The sequence below is a fragment of the Roseivivax sp. CAU 1761 genome, from assembly GCF_054482755.1.
In genome coordinates, this window is the sequence record NZ_JBTLRM010000030.1 from 40,259 (window position 1) to 47,078 (window position 6,820).

9 protein-coding genes are annotated in these 6,820 nt (G+C 61.4%); 5 read left to right on the forward strand and 4 right to left on the reverse strand.

The window, feature by feature from the left end; genetic code table 11:
* Nucleotides 1-58: 58 nt before the first annotated feature.
* Nucleotides 59-751, reverse strand: a complete 693-nt coding sequence (locus tag ACXYMW_RS15810) for a MucR family transcriptional regulator (protein ID WP_459036291.1) — start codon at nt 749-751, stop codon at nt 59-61.
* A 740-nt stretch (nt 752-1,491) separates the two neighbouring features.
* Here ACXYMW_RS15810 and ACXYMW_RS15815 point away from each other — a divergent pair.
* Both ACXYMW_RS15815 and ACXYMW_RS15820 read left to right on the forward strand, forming a co-directional pair.
* Nucleotides 1,492-2,322 (forward strand): helicase-related protein, encoded by an 831-nt coding sequence (locus ACXYMW_RS15815; RefSeq protein ID WP_459036292.1) that lies wholly within the window; start codon nt 1,492-1,494, stop codon nt 2,320-2,322.
* Between the two features lie 301 nt (nt 2,323-2,623).
* A complete protein-coding gene (locus ACXYMW_RS15820; protein WP_459036293.1) occupies nt 2,624-2,761 on the forward strand; it encodes a hypothetical protein in 138 nt (45 codons plus the stop codon).
* Here the strand turns inward: ACXYMW_RS15820 and ACXYMW_RS15825 are convergent, their stop codons facing one another.
* On the reverse strand, nt 2,762-3,655 hold the full coding sequence (locus ACXYMW_RS15825; RefSeq protein WP_459036294.1) for a hypothetical protein: 894 nt from the start codon (nt 3,653-3,655) through the stop codon (nt 2,762-2,764).
* 96 nt (nt 3,656-3,751) lie between these two features.
* The gene (locus ACXYMW_RS15830) at nt 3,752-4,003 is read right to left on the reverse strand and encodes a hypothetical protein (protein ID WP_459036295.1); all 252 of its coding nucleotides are present in this window, start codon (nt 4,001-4,003) and stop codon (nt 3,752-3,754) included.
* A gap of 10 nt (nt 4,004-4,013) precedes the next feature.
* On the opposite strand from ACXYMW_RS15830, the gene ACXYMW_RS15835 reads away from it, so the two are divergent.
* Entirely contained in the window at nt 4,014-4,454 is a 441-nt protein-coding gene (locus tag ACXYMW_RS15835) for a pentapeptide repeat-containing protein (protein ID WP_459036296.1), read from the forward strand.
* 441 nt (nt 4,455-4,895) lie between these two features.
* On the opposite strand, the gene ACXYMW_RS15840 is transcribed toward ACXYMW_RS15835, so the two are convergent.
* On the reverse strand, nt 4,896-5,960 hold the full coding sequence (locus ACXYMW_RS15840; protein ID WP_459036297.1) for an endonuclease/exonuclease/phosphatase family protein: 1,065 nt from the start codon (nt 5,958-5,960) through the stop codon (nt 4,896-4,898).
* Nucleotides 5,961-6,238: 278 nt separating this feature from the next.
* Here ACXYMW_RS15840 and ACXYMW_RS15845 point away from each other — a divergent pair, with 278 nt between their 5' ends.
* Complete coding sequence (locus ACXYMW_RS15845) at nt 6,239-6,505, forward strand: hypothetical protein (protein WP_459036298.1); 267 nt, start codon at nt 6,239-6,241, stop codon at nt 6,503-6,505.
* A 37-nt stretch (nt 6,506-6,542) separates the two neighbouring features.
* Nucleotides 6,543-6,820 (forward strand): transposase (locus ACXYMW_RS15850; protein ID WP_459036300.1); only part of this gene is annotated, 278 nt, incomplete at its 3' end.

The window sequence follows — 6,820 nt, forward strand, 5'->3', positions numbered from 1 at the left end:
GCACTTCGGCGGGCGCGGGTCCTGAGATGGTCGTGGTTTACCCCAGATGCGAGGCGGATCAGGCCGCCTTGTTCTTCGGCTTCCGACCGCGGCGCTTCGGCGCGATGGGGGAGTCCTTCCGGCCGAAGCCGATGTTCTTGGCGAACTTAGATTTCGATTCCGAAAACTTGGGCGCGGCGATTGGGAAATCGTCCGGCAGGCCCCAGCGCTGCTTGTACTGCTCGACGCTGAATCCGTGGATCTCGCGAATGTGGCGCTTCAGCATCTTCATGCCGCGGCCGCATTCCAGGCAGAAGACCTCGTTGTCCTGAACGGCGTCTTCGATCTTCACCGCAGGCTCCTTGTTCGCTTTCGGGACAGGCTGCTCTTCCGGCTCGGTGCGGCCGAGATCACCTTCATCGGCGGTGGCATCCATGGCGGGTGCCTTGGACTTGTCGTCCAGCTCCGGTTGCTCCTGCTGAGCGTATTTGCGCGAGCGACCAGTCTTCTTGTGGGGGGGCTCGGCAAAGGCGGAAGTCGCCTGCTCCAGGATTTCGGAGGCGCGCGCTTGGTCGTCGGGAGTGGAAGTCTGTTCCGGGGGATAGGCTTGGGCCGCCGGGGCGGCCGGTGCCTGCGCCGCGGGCGTGGTCTGACCCTCGAGGACGTTCTTGATGCCGGCCACGAGCTGGATCACGTCTTCGGCAGTGGAGGAGTCCTTGGCAGCGAAAGCTTCGACTATGCGAAACCAGTCCGTTTTTTCTTGGGGGGCCATGGTTTGGTTACTCCGTTCGGTTGGGAGTGAGTGACTGCGATGGCCCATACTTCGCTTTTTAGGAGGTATCGTCAAGGAATGCAGGAATGATCGGCCCCCCATTTTAGAGTTTTTCAGTTCAGGACGCGCGCGCCAAGGGCAAAAGCGCGTGTTCACCTTTTATTCCATCTTGAGATAACTTATTGTAGGAAGCGGTGTCTTGCGTAGCGAAGCGAGGGGAGTAGGAAGAAGGATTTCAGATGCCCTTAAATATGAAGGATGCGGTAAGACCGTTCGATTTCGCGGCACATCAGGTGCTGAGGGACGTGTTCGGTTGCGAGTCCTTTCGGCTGAACTAGAAGGATGCCGTCTCTGCCGCGATTGAAAGGAAGGATGCCTTCTTCCTGATGCCGACAGGGGGGGGAATCCCTGTGTTTCCAGGTTCCGGGCCTTGCTTTGCCGGGCGTCACAGTCGTGGTCTCACCGTTGGTGGCGCTTGATGAAGGACCAGGTAGATGCCCTCCAGCGGAAAGGTGTGGCGGCGGAATACCTTTCGAGCGGGCAGCCGGCACAGAAGTGTGAAATCTTCCGCGGCCTCGAATAGAACTCTAAAATTCCTCTACGTCGCGCCCGAAAGCCTGACGCTGCCGCGCTTCCGGGAGACGAGGCGCACTGCGTCTCCCAGTGGGGGCATGACTTCAGGTCCTCGTACCGTGAGATCGGGGCCGTAATTTCAGATTTTTTTTTGGGGCATCCCGAAGATGGCGCTGCCCGCCACGGCTGACCCCGTCACGCAGGCAGACATTCTGAAATCCCTCGACATGGAGGAAGCGGTCCCCGTCCAGTCGAGCTTCAGTCGGGAAAACCTCTCGGTGGAGATCCAGCATGTCGAGGGAAATGCCTTCGCCGAGCTTCAGGATTTCCCGCGCAAAAAGAACCATGGCTGCGGGATCGTCTACTGCGGGAGCTGCCGGGATGTGGATGCGACCGTCTTGAAGCTCACGCGGGCAGGGGGGAACGCGGTGGGCTACAATGCCGGGATGAGCCAGGACGACCGGTCCCGCGCACAGGAGAGATTTCTCGAGGAGGAAGAAATCATCGTGGTGGCGACCATTGCCTTCCGCATGGGCATTGACCGCGGCGACGTCCGCTTCGTCGCCCATCTCGATCCGCCGGCCACGCTGGAAGGCTACTACCAGGAAATCGGCCGCGCCGGCCGCGACGGAAAGCCGTCCGACGCGATCATGCTGGTCACCCAGAAGGCGCTGGGCAAGCAGCGACAGAAGATCGAGAGCGTCACAGCCTTGGTGGAAACGCCTGGCTGCCGGATGAGCCCGCTCCTCGCGTATTTCGGTGAAACCAACTCGCCGCCCTGCGGGAAGTGCAACCATTGCCGCAAGCCGCCGCTCACGCAGGATGCCCGCAAGCAGGCCGAACTGATCTTCAAGGCAATCCACGAGACGAGCGAGCGGTACGGGACCAGTACGCTGTCCCGGGTCCTCTCCCCTGGTCCCGGGCAGGCGGACAGCTGCGAGACACGGAGCCTCGAATGCTACGGGTCGGGGCGGTCGCTATCCAAGAAAGTCGGTTAATCGCTCATCCGCCAGATGGTGGGGTACCGGGCACCTGGCCTTCCAGGGCGACCCCTTCGGGGCGCTCAAGGTAACGCCGGCGGGACGGCGACTGCTGCTTTCGCGGGACGCGGGTCTCCGGCTCGCGTGGGCCTGGTACGAGCTTGCGCCGCCGGTCGACGCGCCGGAATACATGCCGCTGTCCGAGAGGCAGAGAGACCGGCGGCCCGATGCGCTGAAGGAAGCGTTCACCGCGATCTGCGACACCCTGACCGAAGAGCTTGCAGCGGGCTAGGTCAAGGAACGGGAAATCCCCCGCATCGTGGAGGCCCGCCCCACGACGCTGGACGATATCAAGGCCGTATCCGAGAACCCGGTCTTCCTGGCGAACGCCGACTGGATCACCGGGTTGTTCGCTCCCCCCGTGGCGGAGGAGCTGTATTTCGGGAGCGAATTCTGATCACTTGGCCTTCATAGCTAGAACGAAGATCCGCGCCTTGGCGGCAGGCAGGGTGGCGTGATCCGACGCCTCGAGCAAGCCCGTGTCATTCGGAGAGACGTAATACCGCCCGGTCTCTTCGTGCCGGAACACCGTTCCCAGGTGATCCCCGGACGTCGCGACAATGTCGTAGAATTCGGTCTTGCTGTCGTTGCGCGGGACCATCTGGAAACCCATCCCATCGATAACCTTGAAGGCCTTATTCGGAGCCGCCTTCTTCGGCTTGGCCGCCTTGCTCTTGACCGTTCTGGGCTTCTTCGCCGCAGGCGCCTTCTTGGCTTCCTTCGCTAATGGCTTCTCGTCAGCAACTTTCTTCGGAGGACGTCCACGCCGGGGCTTCGGCGCCTCGGCCTGCTCGGGTTGCTTCACAGCCTCGACCGGGGCGGCCGGGTTGTTCTCCTCGACAGCAGGAGGGGCTTCTGGCTGGGAAGCCGTCTGCGCCTTCCGCGGACGGCCGCGTTTCTTGGGAGTCGGCTTCTCGGCCGCGACCGCGGGAGCTTCCTCTACCGCGGGGATCGCATCTGCAGCAGGTTCGCTCGAGAACAACGCCTCGGCCTCCGAGATTAGCTGAGTTTTGCGTGCACCCGTGTCGTCTGTGGGCTGCCTGGCCTCCGGCACCTCTTGCTCTCCAGACTTCGCTGCCTTCGGTTCGCTCTTCTCGGGGGCTTTGAGAGCGTTCGCGGCCTCTGCAGACGCTCCATCGAAAAGGTCGCCCAAACTCTTTGCCACTGCGCCGTAGTGGCTGAGTCCCACGTGGGTGGTCCGTCCGGTTCTGTTGTCGGTGATCGTGATCTTCGCGTCGGTGGGAGTACCCTCGGTTTTGAACCGGTCCGGAAGTGCGGCTGCTTCGTTCATGCGTGTCTCCACTGCGTCTGCCCGACAGGTGCCTGAAACCACGGGTAACGACTTCGTAAGCCCCACGGCTAACCTCTCAGGAAGGAGGCTTTCATGTCAAACGATGACATAGAGATCAAGGATCGCGAGGGCAACATCAAGCTTCGGGTCACCCCAAACCCGCCGACCGGGAAGCTTCCGACCTGGAACGACATCTTTCTCGACTTGCGCCAAAAGGCCGGTACCCACCTGCGCGACTACGATTTTTCGAGTGCCATTCGCGAGCAGGTCACCCTGCATGGACTCGTTTTCGAGGATTGCGTCCTGGATTTCGAGGATCTGAAGCGGTCGAACCTGCAGGATGGTCACGTTCCGGAACGTGACCATCCGTCAAACCAGCTTCCATCACCGCTCCGACCGCGCGGTCAGCCAGGGCGCGCTTTTCAGAATGTGCCGGTTCGAAGGCGTGACGCTGTTCAGATGCGACCTCGTGATGAGCAAGCTCTACGAATGCAACTTCGAGCGCTGCAAGATCACCGAGTGCGACCTGCGCAACGTCTTCTGGTTCGACCGCTTCGCCACGAAGGCGCGCATGTGGGAGAAACTCCCCCGGTTCAAGGACCCGTTCGCGACCTCGAACCTGAAGGACACGCGGTTCGGCCACCCAGTGGTCAACATGATGGGCGTGCCGCTCCAGATGATGATCCCAGAGAGCTACACCTCGGTCTGGGAGCATATGGGCCTCGTTCAGAGGCGCATGTTGAAGATCGCCTACGCGATGCGCGAGGAGCCCAAGGTGGCGTTCGGCTCAGCGATCTGAGCCGGCCAGCACGGCAGCCTTCCGGAGGGCCGTGCGGGCAGGGGCACCGAACTGTTTGCCCCGCTTGGCGTAGGCCTCCTCGTAGATTGCGCGCAGGCTGGATTTGCCGTTGAACTGTCGTCCTTCAGGAGCGTGGACTGCGCGTTTTCTAGGCGAAGCGCAATGATCTGAGCTTAAAGCCCCGCGAAATGCATCGATGCCTGGCAGAGCTGGTGTCGAAGGCCGTTGTAAGTAACAATAGCATACTATCCGGTGAGGAGTGACGTGGCCCTTGCCGGCTAACTGAAGCTGTATCTTCTCGATATCGCTGCGCATCCGCGAGAGCCTCTGCCCCGCACATTTCGTGAAATGAGCGGTCTCGGCGACCTCTGTTGGAAGAGCGCTGACAAAATAGGTCATCATCTTATGGGGCTGCCGTTTTTACTACTCAGATCGCTGCAATCACTGGCAATTGTAGGCTTGACGGTATCCGGCTTCCCGGGCTGATGAGGCCGTGGAGAATTCCCGGAGGTTTCGCGAGCGGGCCATGTCCGGGTAATTCGGGCATCCCGGCAGATGATAAATGCGCGAACTGCTGTTCCCCCGAACCATGAGCGCCGCATTTCCCTTACGGAACGCTGCCCCATGCGACGGGTTGAAATGCCCGATCCCCTCGTCAAGATCCGAGACCACTAGGTAGACCGGGGCGTGGTCCGAGATCTTCTCGCGAGAGTACCGGATAGTGAGTTCCAGGTATTCCGGGAAATAGAAGATGCCGGCTCTTAGCCGGGCGGACATTCCGCGCGGCCTCCAGATGTTGTCGTAGAGGTTGACGTACCGGCCCTCCCCGGTCGACAGCGTGGTGGCCCCCTTGGTGACGGCGGGCGCCGCGTAGGCCGCCAAGTGGGAGAACGACGTGTCGTCGGGCTGCATGTTGAAGTCGCCCATCAGGAAGAACTGCTCCCCAGGGAACGTTTCTCCCAACCACTCCCAATACTCGCCCAGAGCCTTGATCTCGGGTGTCCGGTCCGACTTGTCGTCCCCGTAGAGGACGTGGATGTTTGCCAGGATGAACGTGGCGCCTCCCTCGAGTTCCCGGAACCGCGCGCTCAGGGGCTCGCGTGCGAAGACATCGCTGTGATCGAGGTACACGATGGCACTATCGACGAACTCCACCCGGGATTTCCGCCACAGGAACCCGTAGTGCTCCTTGTAGCTTCCCCGGCCAATCGCATGAGAAGCCATGACGCCCCACTCTCCGCCGGTATGAGACTGCACTGTCTCGACAAGCTCGGTGAGCGCATCCTCGTTCATGATTTCCTGCAGCCCGATGACGTCGAAATGGCTGATCACCTTCGCGATGGCCGCCACGTCGCGGTCCCCGTCACCGAAGCGTTTCAGGTTCCACGACGCGATGCGGGTCTCCGCAAAGGCAATGCTGGCCCACAACGCCATGTAAAGGGCAGCAAGACCGGCGGCCAGTACCAGGCGGCGCGGAGAAAAGGCGGAATTGATTTCCTTTGTCATGGGGTCAATGTAAGACAACATTGCGCGAGGCGCAAGAATAGTCTGAGCAGATTTCCTGCAAGAATAGTGGCCTACCGGCATGTTTCGGGATTGCCGGCAGCGCCGTCGGTAACCAGTTCCACGGCGTGTGCGCGCTTCCGCACGTATGGAGAGTAAGACGCAGGAGCTGTTCCGATTAAACTGCGGCGCCGTGGGTGGCGCGAAACCCTTTGTCAGCCTCCCGACGAACCCGTCTCCTCGCGTTCTTGGCCGGGAACGCCTTGGATGGAGCGTCCGTCATGAAAAGCGGATCCAAAGTGGATGCTTGGAAGCTCAACGCAGTATTTATTCCGGGCCTTAGTGATTGTGCCCGCAAGATCGAGCTCTTCCTCATGAAGGCCGTCCCCGACGCCGAGAGCGAGCTGGGGCCATCCGAGACGCCCGACGAAGCCACCAAGTTCAACGTGATCGTGCGCGTCGACTACGAGGAAGGCACGTGGGAGCGCTCGGGAAGCTCGGATGTCATCGTGAACTGCCCCCCATTTCGACCGGACAGCCTGGCATGACCATGGAAGGCTCAAGCCTGTGCTTGGGGACATGCTTATGCCCAACGACAGACCCACCCGCATTGAGGTGATCACCGGCGTTGCCGGACGCCGCTATTGGCCGGCGCAGGAGAAGCTGCGCATTGTCGAAGAGAGCCTGGCACCCGGCGAGTCCGTCTCGGCCGTGGCCAGGCGCAACGGCGTCGCCCCGAACCTGCTGTTCCGCTGGCGGCGTCTGATGGCCGAAGGAGGCGCGATGGCGGTGGGCAAGAACGAGCCGGTGGTCGGTGCCTCGGAGCTTCGCAAGCTCGAGGACCGTGTTCGCGATCTCGAACG